Origin of the sequence: Fretibacterium sp. OH1220_COT-178 (assembly GCF_003860125.1) — a bacterium.
GTDB lineage: Bacteria > Synergistota > Synergistia > Synergistales > Aminobacteriaceae > CAJPSE01.
In genome coordinates this window covers 1-1,951 of the sequence record NZ_RQYL01000062.1, presented here as the reverse complement: position 1 = coordinate 1,951, position 1,951 = coordinate 1, and the positions used below count along the sequence as shown (strand labels likewise).

3 protein-coding genes are annotated in these 1,951 nt (G+C 51.1%); all 3 read right to left on the bottom strand.

What is annotated here, in order from left to right; translation table 11 throughout:
• Nucleotides 1–754: polymorphic toxin-type HINT domain-containing protein (locus EII26_RS12805; RefSeq protein WP_233572759.1), on the bottom strand; the 754-nt coding region annotated here is incomplete at its 3' end.
• Nucleotides 755–799: 45 nt separating this feature from the next.
• Nucleotides 800–1,147 carry a hypothetical protein gene (locus EII26_RS12800; RefSeq protein ID WP_124889536.1) on the bottom strand — a complete coding sequence of 116 codons (348 nt, stop codon included), beginning with the start codon at nt 1,145–1,147 and terminating at the stop codon, nt 800–802.
• A gap of 54 nt (nt 1,148–1,201) precedes the next feature.
• A partial coding sequence (locus EII26_RS13225; RefSeq protein ID WP_158612348.1) for an RHS repeat-associated core domain-containing protein occupies nt 1,202–1,951 on the bottom strand: 750 nt, incomplete at its 5' end.

Sequence of the window (1,951 nt, the reverse complement as noted above, 5' to 3'; positions counted from 1 at the left end):
CGACGAAGTAGGATTGGAAGTCCTCGACCTCGAGGTTGTAGACGGGGATGGGTTTGTCCAGCTTCTCCAGCCTCAGGCCCGTCACAATCCCCGCGTCGCCGGAGATGGCATGGATGCTGTCTCCAACCGAGAGGTCGCCCGCAGCAACCCAGCCCTTGCCCACGACGTAGAACGGGTGGCTGGTCGTCGCGTCGACGACGCCCCGGCTCGTCTCGATGTGCAGAAGCTCGTCGTTCTCCCGCACGAAGACCTCTTTGACTGCCTTCAGCGCCCTCTCGCCGGTCTCGACGTTGTACGACCACACGCGGTCTCCGGCCCGGATTTCATCGATGCGCTTGAAGCCCGTCTCCGTCGCCACAGGCGTGTCCCCGTCGAAGCAGCTCGAGAACAGCGTGATGATGTCCAGCGCGATATTCAGACCGGCCTCCAGCATCCCCGCAACGTCGTTCTTCTCTTTGGCCTTCAGGAACGCCTCGGCGTTCCCCTTCACGCCATACGCCGCAAGCGCCTTCGTCAGGATCTGCATCGCAAGATGCGACTCGCAGACGCCCATCAGACTCATGAACGACACCATTCCGTTCGACAGCGCGTGCAGAAATTCCTCGGCGTCGCCCGTCAGCATCGCCACGACGAGGCTGCGCATGGAGCACGCAAACTGGATGCTGTAGGCCGCCCCTTTCAGCATCCCCAATACGACCCAGAAGTTCAGTCCGCTCGACTCGCCCAGCGACCAAACTATCTTTATGCATGGCATAATCGCCATGCATAAAGATGTTTAAGGCTTCTTGATTATTTGAAACTAATTGTAGTTCTCTATTTCATGTTGTCTTCTATCTTTGAAAGCATAACATAAAATAGCTTTGTCGTAGTTAGAGGGTCTATCACCATCTGACATAACGCCTTCCAAAAAATCTATTTTACCGTTACGCACAAATAATATAAATAAGCAAGTTGAATCGGAGTTGTCGAATTTTGCGTACACATCCATAATCAGTCCCTTCATACCGGGAACAATTAATTTGTTCGGAACTTTAAAGTTAGTAAAAAAACCAACTTGAGTCAGCTTACGCGAAGTAATAGTAGCATTCAAATACTGATTCTTAAGGATACAATACGGTTTCTCGGGAGAGTTAAGTATTTTTTCCATTACTTTCCCCTCGAACTCAGATTGTTCCATTTCTTTTACCTCTGTCTAAGCCCATCAATATTTAACCCATGCGTCAGAGATTCTTATGACCCCATCTATTATTGTGTATGTAACCGATACGATTTCCTTACCAACTTCCAGACTTCTCTTAAGCGCAACGCCATACTTCTCCTCTGTTCCGCTTGCCAGAACAGCTTGTATAATCAATATGATTTCTTCCCAATCCTTGGGGTCTTTGGGGTCTAAATTAAGTCTGTTTTTCCAAAGGTGTTTCTCATCTTGAATATGCTCTACTTTTTTATGGTCGGTTTTAAGTTTGTCAATAGCACCTTTAATCTCTTCTGGAGAAAACAGGCTTTGAGAGAATACAATGCTGTTGGCTGCCTTATTGGATGCTGTCAGCGTGTCTAAAATAGCTCTCGTCAATACGCTTAACAGCTCCACAAATCTTATGTCGCCGTTAAGCGCCGCATCCATATATCTTTCGGTAAGCAGCGAAAGCGCAATTGTTGCTCCTACAATCTCTTTTGCACGAGGGACCAGCATCCCCAATACGACCCAGAAGTTCAGTCCGCTCGACCCAGCGAGGATGCTCTGTCCCGCCATGGCGCCGCCCATCTCGCCCAGCGACCACAGGCCCGTCGGGTCCGTGTTGGTCGCGGGGTTCGCGTGCGCATACATATACTTGTGCAGGCTCTGCGGGTCGTGCCGGTTCCCCTGGTGCGGGTCCAGGCTAAGGAACGTCCCCGTCCTCGGGTCCATGTAGCGCGCACGAAGCTGGTACAGCTCCGTCGTCCGGTCGAA

What these genes read in the sequence shown, in the direction of transcription:
- EII26_RS12800 (WP_124889536.1), bottom strand. Translation starts at nt 1,147, where the DNA reads ATGGAAAAAATACTTAACTCTCCCGAGAAACCGTATTGTATCCTTAAG.